Here is a 23,904-nt window from a genome sequence, read left to right on the forward strand (position 1 = left end):
TTTGCGATTCGAAATGACACTGTCAAATCGCAAAACGCTATAGGCAGGAAGAGCGGACGAAACGTCCGCGATCCCAGCCGGCGTGCTTCTGGCGCGAAATCGGATATCTTCTACCCAGCCATGCGCTTTTCGCACGCCGCCAGCAGGGTGCAGAGCGCCACGGCATCGGCGGCCAGCTTCACCTCGGCGAGACCAGGATAGGTCGGCGCGATGCGCAAGGTCCGGTCCTCGGGGTCCTTGCCGTAGGGATGGGTGGAACCGGCCGGGGTGAGGGCCAGGCCGGCCGCCTTGGCGAGGGCCACCACGCGCGAGCCCGTGCCTTCCATCACGTCCAGAATGATGAAATAGCCGCCGGCCGGCTTGGTCCAGCGCGCGAAGCCGTGGCTGGCAAGCCGGCGTTCAAAGGCCTCCTCCACCGCCGCGAATTTCGGGGCGATCAGGGCGCGGTGCTTTTCCATATGGGCGTGAATGCCGTCGAGGTCGCGCAGGAAGCGGACATGACGCAATTGGTTGAGCTTGTCGGGGCCGATGGTGCGCTTGCTCGCATTGTCGAGATACCAACGCACATTGGCAGGCGAGGCGGCGATGAAGGCGAGGCCGGCACCGGCGATGGTGACTTTCGAGGTCGAGGCGAAGACAACAGGCCTGTCGGGATTGCCCGCCGCTGCGCAGGCCTCCAGGATGTTGGCGAGATGCGGCCTGGTCTCGCCGAGATGGTGCAGGGCATAGGCGTTGTCCCACAGGATGCGGAAATCGGCGGCGCCCGTCTTCATGCGTGCCAGTCTTTCGACCACGGCATCCGAATAGGTCTCGCCGCTCGGATTGGAATATTGCGGCACGCACCAGATCGCCTTGACCTTCGGGTCGGCAGCCAGGCGCTCGACCTCGTCCATGTCGGGGCCTTCGCCGGTGAGCGGCACCGGGATGAGCTTGATGCCGAAGGACTCGCTCAGGGCGAAATGCCGGTCATAACCCGGCACCGGGCAGAGGATGGCGATCTCCTCTTCCTTGCTCCAGGGCTTCGCTCCGCCGGGGACGCCGCGCAGCAGCGCATAGACATGGACGTCATGCATCAGCGCCAGGCTGGAATTGTTGCCGACGATGACCTGGGCAGCCGGTGCGCCGAGCACCGGGGCAAACAGGCTGCGCACCTCGGCCAGGCCCTGTAGGCCGCCATAGTTGCGGGTATCCTCGCCGGCCTCGCTGAGGTGGTCGCGATTGCCGGGCAAAGCGAGCATGCCTTCGGCGAGGTCGAGCTGCTCGGGCGCCGGCTTGCCGCGCGTCATGTCGAGGGAGAGCTTGCGGTCTTTCAAGGCCTCATATTCGCGCGTCAGTTCGCCGTGGAGGGCGGCGAGGGCATCGGGGCGCAGTTCGGCCAGGCTCGACATGGCAATTTCCTGTTGAGGACGATGATGAACGTCGCACTACAGCGCAATGGCACCCGAGTCGAGCCTTTGCATCGATGGTCGGCACCAAATCACCGGCCATAGAGATATTGCGGCAGCCAGAGCGTCAGGCCGGGCCATAGATACATTAGCACCATGCACAGCACGACGATGGCCATATAGGGCATCATGCCGGCGAAGATCTGGTTGATCGTCACATGCGACGGCGCCACGCCCTTGAGATAGAAGGCCGACATCGCCACCGGCGGCGACAGGAAGGCCGCCTGCAGGTTCACGAAGACGATGACGCCCCAGAGGATGGGATCGATCTCGAAATGCTTCAGCAGCGGCAGGAAGATCGGCACGAAGATGATGATGATCTCGGTCCATTCCAGTGGCCAGCCGAGCAGGAAGATGATCGCCTGCGACAGGATCATGAATTGCAGGGGCGTCAGGTCGAGCGACAGCACCCATTGCTCGATCAGCGCCTGTCCGCCGAGAATGGCGAAGACCGCCGAAAACACGGCCGATCCGATGAAGAGCCAGCACACCATCGCCGTGGTCTTGGCGGTGAGGAAGACGGCTTCCTTGGTGCGCTTCCAGTCGAGCGTGTGGGCAGTCATGGCCAGGGCGAGGGCTCCGGCGGCCCCCACGGCCGCCGATTCCGTGGCGGAGGTGATGCCGAACAGGATGACCGCCAGCACCAGGACGGTGAGGATAGCGAGCGGCAGGACCGAAGAGCTCAGGAGCTTGATGACTTCCAGCCGCTCCGGCCCCATGGCGCGATAGTAGCGGGCCAGGATCACGGTCGCCATGGCGGCGATGATGCCGAAGGTCACCAGGAAGGCCGTGGCAGGGCCGGTTGGGACCGTCGCCGGCGCGTTTCCTGCGTCCGGGCTTCCGAGTTGCTCGGGAGCGCCGAGCTGTTCGGGGGGCGAACCGAGCTGTTCGGGAGCCGAGCCGAGTTGCTCGGGGCTCGAGCCGAGTTGCTCCAGGCCGGCGGTTGCATCCGGTTCGACGCCGGCCTGGCCGTGAATGACGACATACCACCACAGCAGGCCGAGGGTCCCGGCGACCAGGAGGAAGGGTATCAGCGTCGCGGCAAAGTTCCCGGCGATCTCCCGGTAGGTCAGGCGGCCGTTTCCGGTCTCCAGCCCGAGCGCGCGGCGGGGCGAGAACAGGGCTCGCAAGAGCCCCGCCGGCATGTTCGACGAATAGAGCGTCTGGAAGCGCGGCATCCAGGCCGGAACCGGCACTCTGGTCTGTTCCGGCGGCAAGGCGGGGGCGATGCGTGGATTGAGCATGGCCCAGCCGATGATGTAGACGAGGTAGAGAAAGGCCAGGAAGAAGCCCGGAAACATCGCGGCGGCATAGAGCTTGACCACCGACTGACCGGCGACGGCGGCATAGACGATGATCATCACCGAGGGAGGGATGAGGATGCCGAGCGTGCCGCCGGCGGTGATCACACCGGAGGCGAGCTTCACGTCGTAGCCGGCCCGCAGCATCGGATTGAGGGCGATCACCCCCATCAGCACCACGACGGCGCCGACAAGGCCGCTGGCGATGCCCCAGAAGGTGCAGACGATCAGCGTCGTCACCGCCAGCGCGGCCGGCAGGCGGCGGAAGGAGAGCTGGATCGAATAGAACATCTTGTCGACCAGGGCGCCGCGTTCCATCACATAACCCATCAGCACGAAGAGCGGGATGGAGATCAGGACATCGTTGGTCATTGCGCCGTAGCTGCGCTGGACCATCAGGTCGAAGATGCGATTGTCCATCCAGTGCTGGGAGGGATCGTAATAGGCATAGAAGCCGAAGAAGATGCCGAGGCCCATCAGGGTGAAGGCCGTCGGAAAGCCCATCATGATCACCACCACGATGAGCCCGAGCATGAGAAGGCCGAGTGCAGGATCGCTCATCAGGACTGGTCTCCACCCATGCCGCGCTGGCGGGCCGCTTCGTCGATGCGCTGCACGCCGGCGATCGCGGCCTCGCGCACACTGGCATCGACATATTGGCTGTGCTCCAGCTGCTCGCCCACCACGTCGATTTCGTTGACGTCCTTGAGCCGCTCGGGCCAGCGCCCGGTCTTGAGGCAGAGCACGCAACGCGTGATCTCTGCCAGGCCTTGGAGCATGACCAGGGCGCCGGCGATCGGGATCACCGTCTTGAAATGATAGAGGGGCGGCCCGTCGGCCGTGATGCTGGAATGCTCGCCGATGCGCCAGGACGAGGCGGCGTAGTCGGTCCCCGCATAGACCAGGGCGGCGATGCCTGGCAGGAAGAAGACGATATAGAGCACGAGGTCGAAGCTGGCCTGGGTGCGTGGACGCATCGAAGAATAGAGGAAATCGCCGCGGACATGGGCGTTCTGGGCTAACGCATAGGCCCCTGCCAGCATGAACAGCGAGCCATAGAGCATGTTGCTGGCATCGAAAATCCAGGCCGTCGGCTGGTTCAGGATGTAGCGCTTGAAGACTTCGGCGCACACCAGCAGCATGAGGGCGATCACCAGCCAGGCTGCCGCCTTGCCGACCCAGGTGCTGATGGCATCGATCCCGTAAAGTAAACGCCGAATGGTCATGCGGCTGCCCGGCGGGAGGAGGAAACGGAATAGGAAGGCCGGGGTCGGCAGGACGGGCCCGTCGATGAAGAAGGGCCGCGCGGGACTCTGCCGTCCCTCGAGGCGGCCTGGCGTCAGCGGAACAAGAATGGCCCGACTTTTGTCATTGCCGGGCTTGAGCCGGCAATCCAGTCCATGTCGCCCGATCGAAAAGGAGGTAGGCTCTGGATGCCTGGATCAGGTCCGGGCATGACAAAGGTCGGCACTTCAATTTCCGGATGGCCAGGCCAGCCGACCCGTCAGATTTCAGATCTTCTTGGCGGCGCCATTGGCCCCAAAATAGTGATCGAAGGCCATACGCCGATTGACCACCGTGTCCTGCTCCCAGCGCGCGGCGCGCTTGGCGAAGGCGATCTGGGAATCCAGGATCTCCTTGAACAGGGGATTATCGGCCGCCTTCTTCTTCACCACCTCGTCATAGACTTCGAGCTGCTTCTTCAGGAGCGCCTCAGGCGTCTTGTAGAACTTGACGCCATTCTTTGACTGCAACTCGGCATAGTCCTGGGAGTAGCGGTCGATCGCCTTCCACTGCATGTCCTGGGATGCCGCCTCGGTGGCATTGGCGATGATGGACTTCAGCTTGTCGGGCAGGGCGTCATATTTGGTCTTGTTGAACAGGATCTCGAACTGCTCGGCGTTCTGGTGGTAGCTCTGCAACATGCACACCTTCGACACGTCGGCGAAGCCCAGGGCCCGATCGGAGGAGGCATTGTTGAATTCGGCCGCATCAAGCAGGCCGCGGTCCATCGCCGAGACGATCTCGCCGCCGGGCAGGGCATTCACGGCCGCGCCCATGCCGGAGAACACGTCGATGGAGATGCCGACGGTACGGAATTTCAAGCCGCTGAGATCCTCTAGCTTGCCGACCGGTTTCTTGAACCAGCCGAGCGGCTGGGTCGGCATGGCGCCATAGGGCAGGGAGACGACATTGGCGCCGATCGAGGCATAGAGCTTCTCGAGCAGCTCCTTGCCGCCACCATATTTATGCCATGCCATCAGCATGTTGGCGTCCATGCCGAAAGCAGGACCTGAGCCCCACAGGGCCAAGGCGGTCTGCTTGCCGTAGTGATAGACCATCACGCCATGCCCGCCGTCGAGCGTTCCCTTCGACACGGCGTCCAGCAGGCCGAAGGCAGGAACCACGGCACCGGCCGGCAGCACCTCGATCTTGAGCTCGCCGCCGGTCATGTCATTGACCTTCTTGGCGTAGTCCTGGGCGAATTCGTGAAAGATGTCCTTGGCCGGCCAGGTGCTCTGCCAGCGCATGCTAGTGGGGGTCTGCGCCCGCGCGACAGATGGGGCCGCAATGGCGACGGCAGCGGCGGCTGCAGCCTCGCCGAGGAATTTACGGCGGGACGATTGTCCTGCGCCGGTCGTCCGAATCTTGGTCATACAATCCTCCCTGGATGTAGGCCTTCGAAAGATCCGGATAGTCGGATGCGTTCATTATTGTCGTTTTGAACGGCTCTCCATTCCGGATGCACGCCGATGGATGGGAAGTCGGCGCCAAAGGCTTGATCAGACTATTGCACGGCGATTTGTCGTCGCCAACTGGAGCTCACCTCCCGATAGGACGATGATTTCATGTCGAAGAGCGCAATTTTTCTCCCGGGCACCGCCATTTTCGGGAGGATGGACATTGCCGCTACCAAGGAAAGCGGTTTAGCGCGTCTGATTACAAATTATTAATCTTCGCGAATGGTCCCGGACGCTGCGGAAGTGGGCGGTGAGCCAGGCAGTTCGCGCAGGGCTCGCATGATTTCCTTAAGCCCGCGATGAAGGGGCTTGTCGCGCCGGACAATGATGGCGAGCATGCGAGAGAGGGGCGGCGAGAGCGGCTGTGCCGTCAAAGCGCCGGAGGCCGCATCGCCACGAACGGCGATGCCGGGCAGGATCGAGCAGCCAAGGCCTGCTCTTACGAGTTCCTTGATCGCTTCGACGCTGCCGAGCGACATCACCGGACGCGGAGACAGGCCGGCTTGCGCAAACCATTCGTCGGAGAGGCGCCGTGTATTGCCGCCGGGTTCGAACAGCAGCAGCGGCAATTCGGCGAGGGCGGCGGGAGAAGCCGGCACGGGCAGGCGGGTCTGCGGCGGCCCGATGACCATGAAAGGGTCCTTCAGGACCGGTTCGATCTCGAGCGAGCGGCTCGAGACAGGCATGGTGACCAGAGCGAGGTCGAGGCGGTTATCCTCCACCGCACGTGAGATCTCGCCGGTATTGCCGGTGGTGATGACGATCTCCAGCCGGGGATGGCGTCGCCTGAGGCTCTGGAGCAGGGCGGGCAGCAGGAAGATGCAGGCCGTCGCACCGGTACCGATGCGCACCGTGCCCATCACCCCTTCGCTCTGGCGGGCGACAGCCTCGAGCGCCGCCTGCACGGCAGCATTTATGCGGGCGGCATGCAGCAGCAGTTCCGTGCCGGCTGCAGTCGGCCTTGCCTTGCGCCCGACGCGTTCGATCAGCGTGGTGCCGAGGCGCCGCTCCAACTGGCGGACCTGCAGGCTGACGGCGGGCTGCGTCAGGTTCAGTCGTTCGGCTGCCGCCGAGAAGCTGCCGAGTTCGACGACATCGGCGAAGGCCTTGAGGTGATCGAGGTTGAGCCGGTCCATATCGACGTCGTTCTCATATCAAAAATTTCCTTATGCTTAGCATGATTTTCCAAAGCTTCCTTTATCCATAGAGGACGGCGACAATCCGGCTGGTTTTACCAGGCGGAGAGAACATAGGATGGCAAGGCGCCTGTCGCTTCCGGCAGCATGCGTGGCAATCGCCCGGGAGACAGGGCGCTATCTCGCCTTGTCTGCCCGCTCGCACCTGCACCAGCGGGCGGCCTTGCGCGAACTCGACGATCGGCTGCTTGCGGATATCGGTCTGACCAGGCTGGAAGCGCTGGTTGGGCGGCCGGTGGCGGGAAGGGGCGATCCTGCTATGAAGGAAGGCAACCAGGCGACGGCAATGACAGCGAATCGGATGGATCCAACCGCCAATGCGGCAGCCATTCTCGTGCGGGATGCTCGCGAGAAGGACATGGCGGCGGTGCAGCCCATCTATGCCCACCACGTCTTGCAGGGGCTGGCGAGTTTCGAGGAGGTGCCGCCGAGCCTGGAAGAGCTGGTTTCGCGCCGCCATGGCGTCCTGTCCCAGGGGCTGCCTTACCTCGTAGCCGAGACGGAGGGGCGCGTGGTCGGCTATAGCTACGCCACGGCCTACAGGCCGCGCCCGGCCTATCGCTACACCGTCGAGGATTCCGTCTATGTCGCCCCGGACATGGGCGGGCGGGGGATTGGCCGCCTCCTGCTGGAGGAACTGATCGCCCGCTGCGAGGCCGGCCCCTGGCGCCAGATGCTGGCGGTGATCGGCAATAGCGGCAATGCCGGCTCGATCGCCTTGCATCGGCGGTTGGGTTTTTCCGAGGTGGGCGTCTTGACATCGGTTGGCTTCAAGCTTGGGCGCTGGGTCGATACCGTACTGATGCAGCGCCCTCTCGGGATTGGGAATGACGCGCTACCCTTTGACGGCGAGGCCGGGCGATGATCGAGCGCCGTACCGTCCTCTGTCTCGGCCTTTTCCAGTTCGTGGCCTGGGGCGCGACCTATTATCTGGTCGGCGGCTTTGGTGAGCGGATGGCGGCTGACCTCGGATGGCCGCGCGACATCGTCTATGGCGGCTTCGCCCTGGCCTTGTTGGTGATGGGCCTGGTCTCGCCGCTCTGTGGGCGGCTGATCGACCGTCATGGTGGTCGCGGCATGATGGCGGCCGGATCGGTGCTCGCCGCCACGGGATGTGCCGGCCTCGCATTCAGCCATTCTATGCCGGCCTATTTCGCCGCCTGGCTCGTCCTGGGCGTCGCCATGCGGTTGACGCTCTATGATGCCGCCTTTGCGGCTCTGGCGCGGGCCGGCGGAGCCGAGGCGCGCCGGGCGATGGCCCAGATCACGCTGCCGGGCGGGCTGTCCTCCACCGCCTTCTGGCCGCTGGGGACGGCGCTGGCCGACAGCCTCGGCTGGCGGGGAGCCGTGCTCGTCTATGCCGGCCTGATGCTGGCGACGGCGCCGCTTGCCCTGGCACTGCCTGCCGTTCGGCGCCCTGTCGGGCCGATGCCTGATGTCGACAGTTCCCGACAGAGGTCCGACCGGCCCGGTTCCGACCTCCTGCTCGCCGGCGTGCTCTACGCGCTGATCACCACGATCTTGAATTTCCTCAACGCCGGCATGTCCTCCCACATGATCGCCATCCTGGCTGGGCTCGGCCTTGCGCAGGCCTCGTCGGTCTGGATTGCGACACTACGAGGCATCGGGCAATCAGCTGCGAGGCTCGCCGAGATCCTGTTCGGTACCCGCCTGCATCCGCTCGCACTCAATCTGCTTGCCTGCTCGCTGTTGCCGCTCTGCTTTGCCGCCGGGTTCGCCGGGGGCTACTCGCTCACGGCGGCCATGCTGTTCGCCCTCGGCTATGGCGCCGGCAACGGCCTTGCAACGATCACGCGCGGGACAGTCCCGCTCGTCCTGTTCGACCATCGGGCCTATGGCGCCATCACCGGCCGGCTTCTCGCGCCGAGCTTCGTCGTCTCGGCCGGGGCGCCGGTCATCTATGCCCGCGTGATCGATTGGTGGGAACCAGAGGGCGCGCTGGTCCTTTCGCTCGCGCTGGCCGGTGTCGCACTCGCTGCGGCTCTCCTGCTCAAGCAGCGTTTTGCGCCGGCGAGCGCCGGTTCCTGTGGAATTTCCCCGGGGAAAGGCCGAGCCCGGTGAAATCCGGGCGATATCGCTGTATGGAACAAGGCGCGGCAGGTCCTAACAAGAGCCGCGGGAAGCGCCCTTCATGAAGCATATCCTGGCCGAACTCGATACACGCCGCACCCAGGCCCTGCTGGGCGGTGGTGAGAAGCGCATTGCAGCCCAGCATGCCAAGGGCAAGCTCACAGCGCGCGAGCGCCTGGAATTGCTGCTCGATGCCGGTTCCTTCGAGGAATTCGATGCCTTCGTGGAACATCGTGCCGTCGATTTCGGCATGGATCGCACCCATATCGCCGGTGACGGCGTCGTCACCGGCTGGGGCACGGTGAATGGTCGCAAGGTCTTCGTCTTCGCCAAGGATTTCACGGTGTTCGGCGGCTCGCTGTCGGAGACCCACGCCAACAAGATCAACAAGATCCAGGACATGGCGCTGAAGAACCGGGCACCGATCATCGGCCTTTTCGATGCCGGCGGCGCCCGCATCCAGGAAGGCGTGGCGGCGCTGGGCGGTTATGGAGAGGTCTTTCGGCGCAACGTGCTGGCCTCCGGCGTGATCCCGCAGATCTCGCTGATCATGGGTCCTTGCGCCGGCGGGGATGTCTATTCGCCGGCCATGACCGACTTCATCTTCATGGTGAAGGACACCAGCTACATGTTCGTCACCGGCCCCGACGTCACCAAGACGGTCACCAACGAGACGGTGACTGCCGAGGAACTAGGCGGCGCTTCCGTGCATGCCGTGCGTTCCTCCGTGGCGGATGGCGCCTATGAGAATGATGTCGAGGCCCTGCTGCAGATGCGCCGGCTCATCGATTTCCTGCCGGCCAACAATTGCGAGGGGCCGCCGGAGATCCCTTCCTTCGATGATATCGAGCGGCTCGAGCCCTCGCTCGACACGCTGGTGCCGGACAATCCGAACAAGCCCTATGACATGAAGGAACTCGTAACCAAGCTGGCGGACGAGGGTGACTTCTTCGAGATCCAGGTGACGTTCGCGCGCAATATCATCACGGGCTTTGCGCGCCTTGCGGGGCGCACCGTCGGCATCGTGGCCAATCAGCCGATGGTACTGGCCGGCGTCCTTGATTCCGACGCCAGCCGCAAAGGCGCTCGTTTCGTGCGCTTCTGCAACGCCTTCGAGATCCCGATCGTTACCCTTGTCGATGTTCCCGGCTTCCTGCCCGGCACCGCGCAGGAATATGGCGGACTGATCAAGCACGGCGCCAAGCTGCTATTCGCCTATTCGCAGGCCACGGTACCCCTGGTGACGGTGATCACTCGCAAGGCTTATGGCGGTGCCTATGACGTCATGGCCTCCAAACATGTCGGGGCCGACGTCAACTATGCCTGGCCGACCGCCCAGATCGCGGTGATGGGGGCCAAGGGTGCCGTTGAGATCATCTTCCGCCAGGACATGGACGACCCGGAAAAGATCGCCAAGCACGTCAAGGGCTATGAGGACCGCTTCCTCTCGCCTTTCGTCGCGGCCGAGCGCGGCTATATCGACGAAGTGGTCCAGCCATCCCAGACGCGCAAGCGCGTGGCACGCGCCCTGGCCATGCTGCGCAACAAGCACGTCGAGGCCCCGCGCAAGAAGCATGACAACATCCCGCTTTAGCGCGATTGCAGGGCCGAACATTTTGCCTGCCGTAAGGGAAAATAACAAAACATGGTGAATCCCGCTGGCTGGGATCATCGCATGGGGGGCAGACGCGATGCACATCGCAGGGCAGGCCTGCGAAAGCGGCATGGCTGAACCCTGAAAAGGGTTTGATATCAGATAGATATCGGGTGTATCGGAGCGATCTCTTTATATCAGCTCTCTCGTCGAGCCCTTGGCGATCGCCAGGCCCAAAGCTGCGAATGATCGGATTTCGGCCCGACATTGCCACAGGATTGTGGCGAACCGCACATTCTTTGGCCATGTGCGGCTCCTAGGGTGAGACTCATTAACGCCGGTTTGAGTGATCCAGGCTCAAATTGGGTTTCATGAGGCGCCGCGAGTTAGGCGCAAATCAAGGCAAGGCACGACCCCATGGTGACGTCACCTATCGCAACTCTAGTTGAGCCGGCTCTGGAGCGCGGTTCGATCGAGGATTCCGAAGTTCAGCAAATGCGTCAGCGTTGGCAGGACGGCGTGCAGCTCCAGGCCGCCGATGCCGACGCACTCTTTGCGCTTCAGGGCGTATTGGCAGGACGCACCAAGAATTTTAACACCCTCTTCGAGGAAATGCTGACGGCTTTCGTCCTGGATCGTAACGAACCCAAGGGCAGCATTTCCAAGGAGCAGGGAGCCTGGCTCCTTTCGATGCTCGATGGCGGCGAGGGATTGGTGGCCAATGCCGCCGAGCTCGGCCTGCTGATCCGGCTGGTTGAACAGGCCGACAGCGTGCCGGATGATCTCGCCAGCTTCGCATTGCACCAGATCCAGCATGCCGCGATGACGGGTGAGGGGCCGGCGGCCAAGGGCCGCATCCATTTCTCCCGCGTGATCGATACGCAGGACATTGCCAACATGGCCCGCCTCTTCCAGGTCGAGAAGGGCGCCAAGCGCCGCATCATCTCGCGCCAGGAAGCCGAGATGCTGTTCGACATGGCCGAAGGCTGCAACAGCGAGGACCCGGCCTGGGACGGGCTTTTCGCCGAGACCATCCAGGCCCATCTGCTGGCGACCAACCAGCCGAGCAATACGGGCGGCCGCTCGCTGGCCACGCCTGTGGTCCTGGCCGATCGCGACAGTGCCTGGCTGAACCGGCGCATCCAGCATGATGGCCGGGTGAGCCGCGCCGAGCGGGCCCTGCTGGCCCTGGTCGATCCGCGCCAGATGGCGGCGACCAACAACTGGGACCAGTCGATCAGCCAGATGATCTGATCAAGCCACCTCTCCACAGGAATACAGGAATGCCGGCCCAGGGCCGGCATTTTTGTTTTCAATCAAACCCTTAGTGGGCATTGGCGAATCAGGGCATGAACCTACTCTCCAACGTAGTATCGCCCGGCGAGCCTTCGTAGGAAGCCACCTGAGGGCGCGCGGCTTTCACCTGATGACCCTCTGGAACAAGACGACTGTCCGGCGGCGGGCTGGCGTGGCCCAAGAGCGGTGCACGCCGCCTGAATCTGAAAGCCGGCTTATTGCGCGCAGCCGGAATCTATGAGACGCCCTAGGAAAGGGCGGACGGTCCATTCGAACTATTCTGGGTGATTGCGGGCATGTTTTCCAAAGTTCTGATCGCCAATCGCGGAGAGATCGCCTGCCGCATCATCAAGACGGCGCGCCGCATGGGCATCGCCACGGTCGCGGTCTACTCCGACGCCGATCGCGATGCCCTGCATGTCGAGATGGCGGATGAGGCCGTCCATATCGGCCCGCCACCCGCCGCCCAATCCTATCTCCAGATTGAGAAAATCATCGAGGCCTGCCGCAAGACCGGTGCCGACGCAGTACATCCAGGTTACGGCTTCCTCTCGGAGCGAGAGGCCTTCGCCACGGCACTCAAGGAAGCAGGCATCATCTTCGTCGGTCCCAATCCGCATGCCATCGCTGCGATGGGCGACAAGATCGAATCCAAGAAGGCGGCTGCGGCAGCCGGCGTTTCCACCGTGCCAGGGCATCTCGGCATTATCGAGGATGGCCAGGCCGCCATCCGTATCGCCGAGGAGATCGGCTATCCGGTGATGATCAAGGCCTCTGCCGGTGGCGGCGGCAAGGGCATGCGCATCGCCTACTCGTCGGCCGAAGTCGAAGAAGGATTCCGCCTGGCGCGTTCGGAGGCCAAGGCGAGCTTCGGCGACGACCGCGTCTTCATCGAAAAATTCATTGTCGAGCCGCGCCATATCGAGATCCAGGTGCTTGGTGACAAGCATGGCAACGTCATCCATCTGGGCGAGCGCGAATGCTCGATCCAGCGCCGCAATCAGAAGGTGATCGAGGAGGCACCGTCGCCCCTCCTGGATGCGGAGACGCGAGCCTTGATGGGCGCCCAGGCCGTGGCCCTCGCCAAGGCGGTCAATTATGATTCCGCCGGCACCGTGGAATTCGTGGCCGGGCAGGACAAGAGCTTCTACTTCCTGGAGATGAACACCCGCCTGCAGGTCGAGCATCCCGTGACCGAACTGGTGACGGGTATCGATCTGGTCGAGCAGATGTTCCGCGTCGCCGCCGGCGAGAAGTTGGCGCTGAAGCAGTCCGACATCAAGCTTTCGGGCTGGGCCGTGGAATCGCGGGTCTATGCCGAGGATCCCCTGCGCAATTTCCTGCCCTCGATCGGCCGCCTGACGCAATATCGCCCGCCGGCCGAGCGTCGCGAGAAGGGTATCACGGTCCGCAACGACACCGGTGTGTTCGAGGGAGGCGAGATCTCGCTCCACTACGACCCGATGATCGCCAAGCTCTGCACCCATGCCCCGACACGGGCCGGCGCGATCGCCGCCATGTCGGATGCGCTCGACAGCTTTGCCATTGAAGGCATTCGCCACAATATTTCGTTCCTTGCGGCCCTCATGCAGCACGAGCGCTGGAAGGAGGGACGGCTGTCGACCGCCTTCATCGCCGAGGAATTCCCTGGCGGCTTTGCCGTCAGCCCGCCCCGGGGCGCGATTGCCGACAGGCTGGCGGCGGTCGCAACCGCGATCGACCATATCCAGAACCAGCGCAAGCGCGGCATCAGCGGGCAGATGGTCGGCAGGCCCGTGGTGTTCGATCGTCGCCGCGTGGCGATGCTCGGCGATACCTCCTTCACCGTCGAGGTCGACGAGGCGCGCGGCGAGATGCAGGTGACCTTCCTCACGCCGGAGGGGGCACCGGAACGCCTGGTCACGCTGACCTCCGATTGGAAGCCCGGCCAGCCGGTATGGTCGGGACGCATCCATGGCGAACCGGCATCCATGCTGGTGCGCGCCATACCCAATGGCGTGGTGCTGGCTCATCGCGGCGCTGCTGCCGACATCCGCATCTACACCCAGCGCGAAGCCGAGCTTGCTCGCCTGATGCCGGTCAAGAGCAGGGCGACCCTCACGACCGCCTTGCTGTGTCCGATGCCCGGGCTGGTTCGGGCCATCGAGGTCATCGAGGGCCAGGAGGTCAAGGCCGGGGAGGCGCTCTGCGTCGTCGAGGCCATGAAGATGGAGAACGTCCTGCGCGCCGAGCGCGACGCCACCGTCAAGAAGATCCGCGTCAAGCCGGGCGATACGCTGGCAGTCGATGCGGTGATCATGGATTTTGCCTGACGACACGCCCTGGATCGTCGAAGAGCAAGGGGAATGGTTTTGAGCGTCTGGGACCAATTCTTCAGCTGGGGTGCGCTCCCCGGCCATATCGCCTATGCCATCATCGCAATCTCCTACCTCCTGACCAACATCTTCTGGCTGCGGCTGGCCGCGGTGGTCGGCATCGCCCTGGAGGTGCTCTATTTCCTGTTCAGCGGCTCGGCCGTCTGGCCTTCGATCGCCTGGGACAGCGCCTTCATCCTGATCAATCTGGTGCAGCTCGGCATTCTCCTGCGCGATCGGCTCAGCCTGAAGCTTTCGGCCGACGAACAGGCCTTCATCAAACCGATCGTCGGAGACCTCGACAAGGCGCAGATCGCCCAGCTGCTGCGAACGGCGGAATGGCGCACTTTGGAGCCTGGCTCGGTGGTGACCACCGAGGCCGATCCGGTGCGCGAGCTCACTTTCATCTGCGAAGGCCAGACGGAGGTACGCGTGCGCGACCAACTCGTTGCCCATGTCGGCGCCGGCGCCTTCGTCGGCGACGTGTCCTTTGCCACGGGCGTGCCGGCCACCGCCACGGTGGTGACGGAAAATGCCGTGCGCGTGCTGGCTTTCGATCAGGACAAGCTCAAGGCGCTGTGCAAACGGGACGAGCAGATCGCCCATGCCCTCTATCGGCGACTCGGCGGCGGCCTGGCCGACAAGATGCGGGTGGCAACCGGCCGGCTTTGAAGCATTTTGCGAAACAGGCGAATCGAAACTTCGAAACGCGGCGTTAACCCCCGGATGTTACAAGCATATCCAGCTTGGGTTCAGTGCGTTGTCAGGACAATGCTGTCAGTCGTCATCCTGCGTTTGCTGCTTTCACCGTCCGGTGCGATCGATCGCGTTGCCTTCACCGCGGGGGTCTTGCTGCTGGCCGCGCTCACGGTCGGCGGTCATCATGCCCTGCAGGGCTGGAGCGGTCCTTACGGCCTGGGCTCCTTTGCCTTCGTCGCAGCCATCGCCTGGTCGGCCATCTGTCTCTCACGCAAGCGCCTGCACGATTTCGGCTGGTCCGGCCTGGTAATCCCGGCCTTTCTGAGCCTCTATCTGCTGGCTGTCGCGATTGCGATCTTCTTTCTTGACCGGGGCGCGCTCGCTTCCTGGCAGCAGGCCCTGGCAACATTCGGCCTGTTCAGCGGTCCGATGGTAGGCTGGCTGATCGCATTGGCGATCATTCCCGGCAATGGGCTCGCCTCCAGCGCCAGAACGAGCTGGTAAGGCGCATAAGCCCACTCAGGCCAAGGCGCGCGATCCCAGGGCCTTGGCGGCATTTCCCGAATCGCTTTCTGCCCTCGGGAGACACGTCTGTCCGAAGATCGGCTCGAAGGTCTGGCGGAGGGCGAGATCGACGTCCTCCAGCGTCACCGGCAGCCCGAGATCGACCAGGCTGGTCACGCCATGATCGCGCACGCCGCACGGCACGATGCCGGAGAAATGCTCGAGATTGGGTTCCACATTGATGGCGATGCCGTGGAAGGAAACCCAGCGCTTGAGGCGAATGCCGATGGCGGCGATCTTGTCTTCGGCGCCGGCGCCGCGCTCCGGGCGCCTGACCCAGACGCCGACCCGATCCTCACGTCGCTCGCCTCGCACATGAAAGGTCCAGAGCGTGTCGATCAGCCAGGCCTCCAATGCCGTCACCAGTCGCCTGACGTCCTGCCGGCGGCGCTTGAGATCGAGCATGACATAGGCCACGCGCTGGCCGGGGCCGTGATAGGTGTATTGCCCGCCGCGCCCGGTCTGGTGCACTGGGAAGCGATCGGGGGCGACCAGGTCCTCGCGCCGGGCCGAGGTACCAGCGGTATAGAGCGGCGGGTGTTCGAGCAGCCAGACGCATTCATCGGCCGTCCCGTCCGCGATCGCCGTTGCCCTTGCCTCCATGGCAGCAATGGTTTCCTCATAGGGACTGAGGCCCGCCATTACCAGCCATTCCACCTGCGGAGAATCGCGGCCGGGCAGGAAACTATGGTCGAGGGCATTGCGGCTGGTCACTGGATCGGTTCCAATCGGGGGAAACAAGCCCTTCATATCGGCGGATTTCGAGGCTTCGACAAGGGCTTGCACGCTAAGTGCAGGAAAAGCGTGAATTGCCCTTGCTGCCCTGTGATCGATCTGTTAGACGATGCGCCGCTTCACATGGCAGCGCGCTCTTGGCGCCGGCCCCGTGCAGCAACCGCGGTCATGGCGGAATTGGTAGACGCGCTACCTTGAGGTGGTAGTTGGGAGACCAGTGGAGGTTCGAGTCCTCTTGACCGCACCAAATTCGAGCTTGGCTCCAAAGGCGATCCGGAAACGGATCGCCTTTTTGGTTTGTCGATGGCTATGGCGACAACGCGCGCCGGACCTTGCCGACCGGTCTGCCCTGGCGTGCGAGGATACGCTCGGTCTGGGAGAACCAGCCAACGGGAGCCGGTGCTGTTTCGAGCGCACCGGGGCCGGGCACGACATGCACGATTCGGAAGCCGCGTTTCTTCAGTTCCTGCAGAAATTGCGGCAGCATGGCCACGGTGCGGGGTTGGATGTCGTGCAGAAGCACGATGCCGCCCTTGTTCTTCTCGAGCCGTCCGAGCACCAGCTTAAGCTCCTCCTGTGGCGTTTCGGGTTCCCAATCGCTGGCCCACAGATCGGCCCCGAACGTCACCATGTCCAGCGAGGCAAGCCATTGGTTGAGGGCAGGTGAGTCGGCAAAGCCCGGAAAGCGGAAGAAGGGCTGGTGCGGGCGTTCTCGCGCTATGCCCCATACCGCCTTGTCGACGGCACGATAGCCGTTCTCGATATCGGCGCTCGCTCGCTCGAAGGGCAGGCGGCGCAGCACCGGGTGAGTCATCGAATGATAGGCGACGGTATGTCCCTCCTTCGCGACCCGGGCAGCCAAGGCGGGAGCGGCGGCGGCGTTGCGGCCAATCATGAAGAAGGTAGCCTTCACGCATTGGCTTGAAAGGGCATCCAGGATCTTCTCCGTGCGTCCCGGCATCGGTCCGTCGTCGAAGGTCAGTACCACCTCTCCAGGGGCCAGCCGCAGGGTCTGGGGATAGGTCTTGATGCCCACGGCTCCGCCGCCGACGGTGCCGACCGGCAGCGTGCGGGACACGCCCAGCGCCTCCGGCGGGCAGCCCGCGAGGCTGGAGGCGGGCAGGGCGCAGGCGAGGGCGGCAGCTAGGGCCAGGACTTTCATGATAGAACTTGACCGGTAATGGGGGATGATTCGCCTGATAAGCGTGTTTTCGGGCCGTGTCTTCAAAGATTTTTGTCGACAGTGAGGAGCGGTTAAGCTTCTCTCTCTACCCTGTGTTCCAGTCGTTGAAGTGCCGGATGTAACGGCCGTTCATAATGGGTTTCACAATGCGATCGCTGTCGTGCTTCATGCGCCATGGGCTCATCGCAGCAGGTGTGCTGGTTCTCAGTGCCTGCTCGACCGTTCAGCAAGCCTATCCCGAGGCGAACAGGTTTCCGGTGCACGGCATTGATGTCTCGAAATATCAGGGTGTCATCGACTGGAATGCTGCCGCGCGGGGAGGCGTGCGCTTCGCCTATCTGAAGGCGACGGAGGGCGGTGACCGCATCGACGACAAGTTCAAGGCCAATTGGGAGGGAGCCCGCGCCGCGGGCATACCGACCGGTGCCTATCATTTCTATTATTTCTGCCGGCCGGTGGAGGACCAGGTCGCCTGGTTCAAGACCCATGTGCCGCCGGCGAGCGACGCCCTGCCGCCGGTTCTCGACATGGAGTGGAACCACCTCTCGCCGACCTGCAAGCTGCGTCCGCCCGCCCAGAAGATCCATGCCGACATGGCGGTGTTCCTGCGTGAGATGGAGCGCTTCTATGGCAAGAAGCCGATCATCTACACCACGGTGGACTTCCACCGCGAGATCCTGACCGGTGAATTGGAGAGCTATCCCTTCTGGGTGCGCTCGGTGAAGGGGCATCCTTCCGGGCGCTACGGCAAGCGTTCCTGGGCATTTTGGCAGTATACCGCCACCGGCTCGGTGCCCGGAGTCCAGGGTCAGGTCGACCGCAACGCCTTCGCCGGCTCCGAGCAGCAATGGCAGGATTTCCTGGCCCAGAACGTCGCCACCGGCAGTATCGCTGCCAACTGAGATTGCATGCCGCTGGCAGCGCCCTGCGTCAGTCGATCCGCACCGGTCCGAGGCGGTAGACGCCCTTGAAATCGTCGGGATCGGCCGGCGCGCCCTTGCGATAGATCACCAGCCGGCCTTCCTTGGCCAGGCGCACTACGATACGGCGCAAGGGCTGCATCAGCGGTCCCCACTGATCGGCGGCCTTGCCCGCGATTTCTTGCGCGATATCGGCGGGCGCCATTGTCTTGCCGGCCGGCAGGGCTGCGATCAGGCGCAGTGCAGTTTGTTCCAGGACGTCCTTGTCTATCATTGAACTCACGATCTGGATGCGAAAGCGTCGCGCGCTCGCCATGACAATGCGGGACGGTTTCCATCGCTTGAAACGAAAACCGCTCTCTATATTTGCAACCTAGGCCCCATCTCGCTTGGGGGCGTTTCTTGCTTAGGTAGGCCTTTGCTCAGCAGCCGGTTGTGCCCGGCGGGCAATTAGGCACCGGGCCGGCGCCTGCAGGCGCGCTGGGGGCCGGCGATGGGCTTTCGACCCGAGGCGCGCTAGGCGTTGGCGACGGGCTCTCGATTCGTGGGGCTGGGGCTGACCAGCCAGGACGAGACAAACCGGGAGAGCCACCGACATTGGAGGTGACCGGCGGCCTTGAGCCAGGAGGAGCATTCCGCCAGCTGAAATCGCCACCTGGAGACGGGCCGGACCCAGGGCCTGTACCCGGACTTGGCTCTCCGGGAATTGGCCGGCCGGGGCGCGGTCTGCCAGGATAGCGATCGCGGCGGTCGCGACGGTGATCGCCATAATAGTTGCCGCCATAATAGCCGGGATCGCTGTAAGAGGGGCGGTCGGCGTAACCTCCTTCCGGCGTGGCGCAGCCTGCCAAGGGCAAAGCAAACAGGCTGGCAAGCACGAGTATCTTCTTCATGGGCACGACTCCCTGATCCATTACGGTTCGTGGCTGGACAATGAAGGCGCTGCCGCCAGCTTGCAACCGGATGTTTGGCACCAGGGTCGTCAAACTGCAGGCCGCTACGGCATGTTGACGGAGGCAAATCTCCGTTTGCGCGCCCGCGCAGGAGGCGGCATGGTGCGGCCCGTGTTGGAGTGCGCCCCTTGAAACTGATCATCGGCAACAAGAATTATTCTTCCTGGTCCATGCGGCCCTGGCTGGCAGCAAAGTCGGCGGGCATGCACTTCGAGGAGCAGATCATCTGGCTGCGCCATCCCGAAACCTCGGCGATGATCAAGGCGACCTCGGCGGCCGGTAAGGTGCCCATTCTGATCCATGGCGATATCATGGTGCACGAATCCATTGCTATCCTCGAATATCTGGCTGAGATCGCACCACAACTCTGGCCGGATGATCGCGAGAGCCGGGCTCACGCCCGTGCCATCAGCGCCGAGATCCATGCCGGTTTCCTGCCTCTGCGCCGCAACTGCCCGATGAACATCAAGCGCCGGCCCAAGGCCATCGCCCTCGATGATGAAACCCTGGCGAGCGTGGAAAGGGTGGTCGATCTCATCATCGACTGCCGCACGCGTTTCGGCAGCGGCGGCGATTTCCTGTTCGGTGCGCATTTCAACAATGCCGATGCGATGTGGGCGCCGGTGGTGAATCGCTTGCACGCCTATGACGTCAAGGTGCCGGCCGCGGTACGCCGCTATATGGATGCGGTGATGGCGACGCCGATGTGGCGGGAGTGGGAAGCGGCAGCCCTCGAGGAAACCGAAACGATCGTCGATATTGATTCAGTGTGATGAGCCTCAACCTGATCAAGCTATGTGTCGGCGCCGAATCGATCGCCGACCTCGAGGAATGGATCGCCCTGCGCCTGCGCCTGGCGGGTGAACAGATCCACACCACGCGCATGATGCCGAAGAACCGCGAGGCAATCCTTGGTGGCGGTTCGCTCTACTGGGTGATCAAGGGCATCGTCTCGTGCCGCCAGCGCATCACGGATTTGCGTGCGCGCCGTGACGAGGACGGCATCTCGCGTTGCGACATTGTGCTCGATCCGATGGTCGTCGCCGTCGATCCCCGCCCGCGCGGCCCGTTCCAGGGGTGGCGCTATCTCAGCGCGGCCGACGCGCCGCCCGATCTCGCCACGGTCGGCTCGGCCGACGCCGACCTGCCCATCGAGCTCCAGCGCGAGTTGCGCACCATCGGCCTCGTTTAGGCTTTTGAGGCGTCCTCAACGGCTGTGTGAATGCTTCGATGCGCGTTCACGCTATAGTCACACTCCATGCGTCATTATGGCACGTAATCGCCAGGTACCTGAACATTGTTGGTTATCAAGCGTTAACCATGACGTGTGCAGGATGGCACTTCGAAGTTTCACCGCTCTGGCATCATGGCCGTAAGTTGAGTGGATGGAGGACGCCATGTTGATCGCAAGTACAGAAGGGCAGGGCTGGTGCTACGAAGTCATCGCGCAGTCTGACGGCTTTCTCGTCCAGGCTCGCGATCTCGATACCGGCGAAGTTTCCCTGAACGAAACCACGCTATTCCGGACCTCGCCGGTGGCCCTGGCTTATGCCGATATGGCGGCTGCTGCCGACCGTTTCGCCGCCTCGAGGCTCGAAGAGGTCGAGGACTGGCAGGTCCTTGCCGATGATTATCACCATGAACTGGATCGTTTCACCACCATTCGCGATCGCTTGTCCGATGATGGCGTGGGGGGCGAACTGCTTCGTTGCAGCCGGGCGGGTTCGCTGCGCGATCAGGCTTATCGGTTGCACTAAGGGCTTTCGGTCGAGAAAATACTCTTGGATAGGAAACGCAGAATCAGTCAGGCGCTGGCCTTGCCACCTTCGACCAGCGTGAGATGGCCATAACGCCGGATACCGGTAGGCAGGGCCGTATGTCGCTGAACGCGTGCGGTCGCTGGGATCTCTTCCACTGAGACGATATCGAAACGCGAAATGGGATGCAGGCCGATCCAATAGGGGGCCTCGCCTGGTGTCAGGCTGCCGAGGATACGCGAATTGGCCTTGCCGCGATGATGGAGCGGCAGGAGCAGCAATTCCAGATCGAGATGATGGCCTTGCAGCGTGCTGCCGCTCAGCGCGATCACCCGTGCCGTCAGGTCCGACGATACCGCCATTACCAGTTCCGCCAGGCCAGTTCGGTCGGTCCAGCGATCGAGCAGGGAAGCACCGCGCAGTTCCTGGCCGAGCAGGGCGCACATCCGGGTTCCGGCCAGGCGGAACGGAAAGCTGCGGTTCTTGTCGATCTCCACGATGAAGGTATCGCCCAGCACGCGGCGGATGGCGGCCGGATCGATGTCGACACGTTCGGGAGCGGCTCGCTGACCGCGCAACTGGTCCCAATAGCCGTAGAGATCGCGTGTCGCCGTATTCTTCATTGGTCAGCCGCCCCCAGAGCAATGCGCGTACATGGCTGAACGCCCTTTGCTCTAACTCTCTGTTTCCAAGCCAATCCGACGGATTGGCCAGAGCGTCCTGTGGTTTGTGGCATATCTGCCGGATCACAAGGCGCCGGTGGCATGATCCGATTGTGATCGGCCCGTGCCCGTGCTTCAGCAATGCGAGCGACCTTCGTTCGAACGCCGCTCTCGCCCGTCATAGGCGGGCGAGGAGGTGACGATAGCACCGGCATGGGAGCGGACGGCAGGGGGCAGGATGGTTACCGCCTGGAAACGAATTATTAATGTTAACAAAAGGTTAACGCGACCGAATCGATGTTAAGAATGACGGAGCGAATGACCACAGTTTGCTTCCTGCTTCAGGAGATATGTCTTTGTCATTGAAATCGCGCGGCAATATCGATCCGCCGGCGGCCTTCAACGTGCCGGCGGTCGTGCTGCTGCTCACCGGCCTTATCGTCCTCGTTCACATTGCTCGGGCGGTGATACCCGGAAGTTGGAGCGGCTGGCTGGTCGGGGTCTTTGCCTTCACGCCCCTGCGCTACGATCCCTCGATCGGGGAGAGCATTGCCTGGCCCGGTGGACATCTTGCCGATATTGCCGGCTTCCTGACCTGTTTCTTTCTTCAGTCCGACCCGGGCACGCTGATGATCAATGGCGCGGCCCTGCTGATCCTGGGTGCTGCGGTGGCTTGGCGCTTCGGTACCTGGCGCTTTGTGGCCTTCACCGCCCTGTGCACCATTGCAGGCTCGTTCGCCTGCCTGCTGTTCTACTGGGGCAGCGCGGCCGCCATGGTGGGAGCGGGCGGCGGTCTGTCGGGCCTGTTCGCGGCTTCGATCCATTTCCTCTTCAAGGGCGGATCGGCGATGGCCGCTTTTCGCGTCGCCGGCGGGGCGGCCTTTCGCAAGCCGGCCTGGACCTTGCGGGATGCCCTGGCGGACCAGAACGTGCGCATCTGGCTCGCCGTCTTCGCCTTCATCACGGCCTGGAATGCCGTCAGTCCGCTGATCCTTACCACGTCGCAGGTGATGCCCGGCTGGCCGGGCAACATAGGCGGATTCCTGGCTGGCCTGCTCCTGTTTCGCTTCTTCGACCGCCAGCCACGGCTGCGCCGGGTCGTCTGAGTCTCCAATCAGCTCATCGCCTGCCCTTCTACCGCGCTCCAGACCGCCAGGGCTTGCCGCGTCTGTGCGACATCATGGACGCGTACCGCATCGGCGCCGCGCTGCGCGGCGGAGAGAGCGGCGGAAACCGATCCGGCTACGCGCTCCGAGGCCGGCCCATGGCGATCGACGCCGCGGATGAAGATCTTGCGGGAGGCCCCGATCAGCACGGGAAAGCCCAGGGCACGCAATTGCGGGGTGGCGTCGAGCAGGGCCAGATTGTGCTCCATCGTCTTGCCGAAGCCGATGCCGGGGTCGAGCCACAAGCGTGAGGCGGCGATGCCATCCTTGATGGCGCGCTCGCATTTGAAGCTCAACTCGGCGCAGACATCCTTCACCACATCGGCATAAACCGGATTGACCTGCATGCTCTGCGGATCGCCTTGCATATGCATCAGCACCACGGGGACATCATGATCGGCGACGGCCCTGCGGCTGGCCGGATCGTCCAAGGCCGTGACGTCGTTGATCATGGTGGCGCCGGCAGCAAGTGCGCGCGCCATGATCTCGGCATGGCGGGTATCGATTGAGATCAGACGGTAGCGCCGCTTGGCCTCCTCGGCGAGAGCCTCGATCACCGGACCGACGCGTTGCCATTCGGTTTCGATGTCGACGGGAGTGGCCCCCGGACGCGTCGATTCGCCACCGATGTCGAGAATGTCGGCACCTTCCTCCATCAACTGGCGGGCATGGGCGATGGCCGTCTCGGCGTTGTCATAGCGTCCGCCGTCGGAAAAGGAATCGGGGGTGACGTTGACGATGCCCATCAGCAGCGGCACCGTCCTGAGCGCTCGCACATGGGCTCGATCGCTGCGCGCCAGCATCAGGCTGACGGTTTCGCCATTGACGGGATGGCGCCAACTCGGGGCGATGTCGGCAAGCGGAGCGAGCACGAAGGCCCGCTCATGCATGCGCGGATGCGGCACTACGAGGTCCGGCGTATCGATGATGTCGCTGCCATAGCCGATCAGGTCGAGATCCAGCGTGCGGGCTGCATTGCGTTCGCTGCGTTCGCGCCCGAACTGCAATTCCACGTCGAGCAGGATAGAAAGAATCTGGTGGGGGTTGAGGGCGCTCTCGACGGCGATGACCTGATTGGCATACCAGGGCTGGTCCGAGCGCGGCACCGGCTCGGTCAGGAACAGGCGCGAACGCGCGGAAATCGTCAATCCACGGGCCGCCAGGGCGGATACTGCCCGGCGCAGGGTTTCCCGGGGAGCTCCTTCGGAGGATGGCAGATTGGCACCGAGGGCGACGTAGATCATGGA

22 protein-coding genes, 1 tRNA gene and 1 pseudogene are annotated in these 23,904 nt (G+C 63.4%); 14 read left to right on the forward strand and 10 right to left on the reverse strand.

Annotation, left to right across the window (positions count from 1 at the left end; all coding sequences use genetic code 11):
* Nucleotides 1-110: 110 nt before the first annotated feature.
* The 5 genes from U1R88_RS00530 to U1R88_RS00550 all read right to left on the reverse strand — a co-directional run bounded on the left by U1R88_RS00530 (nucleotide 111) and on the right by U1R88_RS00550 (nucleotide 6,623).
* Nucleotides 111-1,388, reverse strand: coding sequence for an aspartate aminotransferase type Ic (locus U1R88_RS00530; RefSeq protein WP_322429524.1), 1,278 nt, complete (start codon nucleotides 1,386-1,388; stop codon nucleotides 111-113).
* A gap of 89 nt (nucleotides 1,389-1,477) precedes the next feature.
* Nucleotides 1,478-3,307, reverse strand: coding sequence for a TRAP transporter large permease (locus U1R88_RS00535; protein WP_322429525.1), 1,830 nt, complete (start codon nucleotides 3,305-3,307; stop codon nucleotides 1,478-1,480).
* Nucleotides 3,307-3,972, reverse strand: coding sequence for a TRAP transporter small permease subunit (locus U1R88_RS00540; protein WP_322429526.1), 666 nt, complete (start codon nucleotides 3,970-3,972; stop codon nucleotides 3,307-3,309). The genes U1R88_RS00535 and U1R88_RS00540 overlap by 1 nt, the downstream gene beginning before the upstream one ends.
* 285 nt (nucleotides 3,973-4,257) lie before the next feature.
* Entirely contained in the window at nucleotides 4,258-5,403 is a 1,146-nt protein-coding gene (locus U1R88_RS00545; protein WP_322429527.1) for a TRAP transporter substrate-binding protein, read from the reverse strand.
* Nucleotides 5,404-5,696: 293 nt separating this feature from the next.
* On the reverse strand, nucleotides 5,697-6,623 hold the full coding sequence (locus U1R88_RS00550; protein ID WP_322429528.1) for a LysR family transcriptional regulator: 927 nt from the start codon (nucleotides 6,621-6,623) through the stop codon (nucleotides 5,697-5,699).
* A gap of 118 nt (nucleotides 6,624-6,741) precedes the next feature.
* Here U1R88_RS00550 and U1R88_RS35640 point away from each other — a divergent pair.
* The 8 genes and pseudogenes from U1R88_RS35640 to U1R88_RS00585 all read left to right on the forward strand — a co-directional run.
* Nucleotides 6,742-6,894 (forward strand): annotated as a pseudogene (locus tag U1R88_RS35640) (YjiS-like domain-containing protein); the annotation flags it as partial.
* A 75-nt stretch (nucleotides 6,895-6,969) separates the two neighbouring features.
* A complete protein-coding gene (locus U1R88_RS00555; protein WP_425545384.1) occupies nucleotides 6,970-7,548 on the forward strand; it encodes a GNAT family N-acetyltransferase in 579 nt (192 codons plus the stop codon).
* On the forward strand, nucleotides 7,545-8,765 hold the full coding sequence (locus tag U1R88_RS00560) for an MFS transporter (protein WP_322429530.1): 1,221 nt from the start codon (nucleotides 7,545-7,547) through the stop codon (nucleotides 8,763-8,765). The genes U1R88_RS00555 and U1R88_RS00560 overlap by 4 nt, the downstream gene beginning before the upstream one ends.
* Nucleotides 8,766-8,835: 70 nt before the next feature.
* Nucleotides 8,836-10,368 (forward strand): acyl-CoA carboxylase subunit beta, encoded by a 1,533-nt coding sequence (locus tag U1R88_RS00565; protein ID WP_322429531.1) that lies wholly within the window; start codon nucleotides 8,836-8,838, stop codon nucleotides 10,366-10,368.
* A 417-nt stretch (nucleotides 10,369-10,785) separates the two neighbouring features.
* On the forward strand, nucleotides 10,786-11,622 hold the full coding sequence (locus tag U1R88_RS00570; protein WP_322429532.1) for a hypothetical protein: 837 nt from the start codon (nucleotides 10,786-10,788) through the stop codon (nucleotides 11,620-11,622).
* Nucleotides 11,623-11,960: 338 nt separating this feature from the next.
* Complete coding sequence (locus tag U1R88_RS00575; RefSeq protein WP_322429533.1) at nucleotides 11,961-13,976, forward strand: acetyl/propionyl/methylcrotonyl-CoA carboxylase subunit alpha; 2,016 nt, start codon at nucleotides 11,961-11,963, stop codon at nucleotides 13,974-13,976.
* 33 nt (nucleotides 13,977-14,009) lie between these two features.
* The gene (locus tag U1R88_RS00580) at nucleotides 14,010-14,690 is read left to right on the forward strand and encodes a Crp/Fnr family transcriptional regulator (protein ID WP_322429534.1); all 681 of its coding nucleotides are present in this window, start codon (nucleotides 14,010-14,012) and stop codon (nucleotides 14,688-14,690) included.
* Between the two features lie 99 nt (nucleotides 14,691-14,789).
* A complete protein-coding gene (locus tag U1R88_RS00585; RefSeq protein ID WP_322429535.1) occupies nucleotides 14,790-15,221 on the forward strand; it encodes a hypothetical protein in 432 nt (143 codons plus the stop codon).
* Between the two features lie 15 nt (nucleotides 15,222-15,236).
* Here the strand turns inward: U1R88_RS00585 and lipB are convergent, their stop codons facing one another.
* Nucleotides 15,237-15,995 (reverse strand): lipoyl(octanoyl) transferase LipB, encoded by a 759-nt coding sequence (lipB, locus tag U1R88_RS00590; protein ID WP_322429536.1) that lies wholly within the window; start codon nucleotides 15,993-15,995, stop codon nucleotides 15,237-15,239.
* A 183-nt stretch (nucleotides 15,996-16,178) separates the two neighbouring features.
* On the opposite strand from lipB, the gene U1R88_RS00595 reads away from it, so the two are divergent.
* Nucleotides 16,179-16,263, forward strand: a tRNA-Leu gene (locus tag U1R88_RS00595).
* A gap of 60 nt (nucleotides 16,264-16,323) precedes the next feature.
* Here U1R88_RS00595 and U1R88_RS00600 read toward each other — a convergent pair.
* Nucleotides 16,324-17,178 carry a polysaccharide deacetylase family protein gene (locus U1R88_RS00600; protein ID WP_322429537.1) on the reverse strand — a complete coding sequence of 285 codons (855 nt, stop codon included), beginning with the start codon at nucleotides 17,176-17,178 and terminating at the stop codon, nucleotides 16,324-16,326.
* 167 nt (nucleotides 17,179-17,345) lie between these two features.
* Between U1R88_RS00600 and U1R88_RS00605 the strand changes: the two genes are divergently transcribed.
* Nucleotides 17,346-18,101, forward strand: coding sequence for a glycoside hydrolase family 25 protein (locus U1R88_RS00605; protein ID WP_245314897.1), 756 nt, complete (start codon nucleotides 17,346-17,348; stop codon nucleotides 18,099-18,101).
* 28 nt (nucleotides 18,102-18,129) lie between these two features.
* Here the strand turns inward: U1R88_RS00605 and U1R88_RS00610 are convergent, their stop codons facing one another.
* Complete coding sequence (locus U1R88_RS00610; RefSeq protein WP_322430475.1) at nucleotides 18,130-18,393, reverse strand: DUF3253 domain-containing protein; 264 nt, start codon at nucleotides 18,391-18,393, stop codon at nucleotides 18,130-18,132.
* A 798-nt stretch (nucleotides 18,394-19,191) separates the two neighbouring features.
* On the opposite strand from U1R88_RS00610, the gene U1R88_RS00615 reads away from it, so the two are divergent.
* From U1R88_RS00615 to U1R88_RS00625, 3 genes are all read left to right on the forward strand, one after another.
* Nucleotides 19,192-19,845: a glutathione S-transferase family protein gene (locus tag U1R88_RS00615; RefSeq protein ID WP_156771646.1), complete on the forward strand. Its 654-nt coding sequence runs from the start codon at nucleotides 19,192-19,194 to the stop codon at nucleotides 19,843-19,845.
* Nucleotides 19,845-20,264 carry a DUF1489 family protein gene (locus U1R88_RS00620; protein ID WP_322429538.1) on the forward strand — a complete coding sequence of 140 codons (420 nt, stop codon included), beginning with the start codon at nucleotides 19,845-19,847 and terminating at the stop codon, nucleotides 20,262-20,264. Before U1R88_RS00615 ends, U1R88_RS00620 begins: the two co-directional genes overlap by 1 nt.
* Nucleotides 20,265-20,469: 205 nt before the next feature.
* A complete protein-coding gene (locus U1R88_RS00625; protein WP_068292227.1) occupies nucleotides 20,470-20,829 on the forward strand; it encodes a hypothetical protein in 360 nt (119 codons plus the stop codon).
* A 47-nt stretch (nucleotides 20,830-20,876) separates the two neighbouring features.
* Here the strand turns inward: U1R88_RS00625 and U1R88_RS00630 are convergent, their stop codons facing one another.
* Complete coding sequence (locus U1R88_RS00630) at nucleotides 20,877-21,452, reverse strand: PAS domain-containing protein (protein WP_322429539.1); 576 nt, start codon at nucleotides 21,450-21,452, stop codon at nucleotides 20,877-20,879.
* A 395-nt stretch (nucleotides 21,453-21,847) separates the two neighbouring features.
* On the opposite strand from U1R88_RS00630, the gene U1R88_RS00635 reads away from it, so the two are divergent.
* Nucleotides 21,848-22,597 carry a rhomboid family intramembrane serine protease gene (locus U1R88_RS00635; protein ID WP_322429540.1) on the forward strand — a complete coding sequence of 250 codons (750 nt, stop codon included), beginning with the start codon at nucleotides 21,848-21,850 and terminating at the stop codon, nucleotides 22,595-22,597.
* Between the two features lie 8 nt (nucleotides 22,598-22,605).
* Here U1R88_RS00635 and folP read toward each other — a convergent pair whose 3' ends face one another.
* Nucleotides 22,606-23,901 (reverse strand): dihydropteroate synthase, encoded by a 1,296-nt coding sequence (gene folP / locus U1R88_RS00640; RefSeq protein WP_322429541.1) that lies wholly within the window; start codon nucleotides 23,899-23,901, stop codon nucleotides 22,606-22,608.
* Nucleotides 23,902-23,904 lie beyond the last annotated feature (3 nt).

The sequence above is a fragment of the Labrys sedimenti genome, assembly GCF_034424805.1.
In the GTDB taxonomy this organism is placed as follows: domain Bacteria; phylum Pseudomonadota; class Alphaproteobacteria; order Rhizobiales; family Labraceae; genus Labrys; species Labrys sedimenti.